This is a genomic window from Paenibacillus sp. 598K, assembly GCF_003851045.1.
GTDB lineage: Bacteria > Bacillota > Bacilli > Paenibacillales > Paenibacillaceae > Paenibacillus_D.
The window spans coordinates 1-346 of the sequence record NZ_BFBX01000193.1; the positions used below are offsets into that span (position 1 = coordinate 1).

The 346-nt window shown below is 54.3% G+C and carries 1 protein-coding gene; it reads right to left on the bottom strand.

Features of this window, described 5'->3' with window-relative positions:
- The coding region (locus PA598K_RS34230) for a hypothetical protein (protein ID WP_185602405.1) at positions 1-346 on the bottom strand (346 nt) is incomplete at both ends.

Here is a 346-nt window from a genome sequence, read left to right on the forward strand (position 1 = left end):
GCATGGTTAACTTCATCCCAGCTCAGTACGCCTTCTTCGGTAAGCTGCGCTTCTGGTTTCGCCAGAGCAACTACAGGCACTGGGACTTCGTACGTTACTTCCTCCGACGGATCGGAGTCCGTGTACAACGGGCTGTTCGACTTCGCTACGACCGTCACGCTGTACGTGCCTGGTGCCAGTGCTGGCTCCAAAACGGACATATCCAGCTCCGTTCCTTCCTCTACTACAATGACGCGTGGCTCTGCACCTTCGATTTCAATCGTTACTTCATACGTGTCTGCATGAGGAACCTCTTCCCACGTCAGCACATCGTTCTCAACTAGTTGCGCTTCTGGAGTCGCCAGAG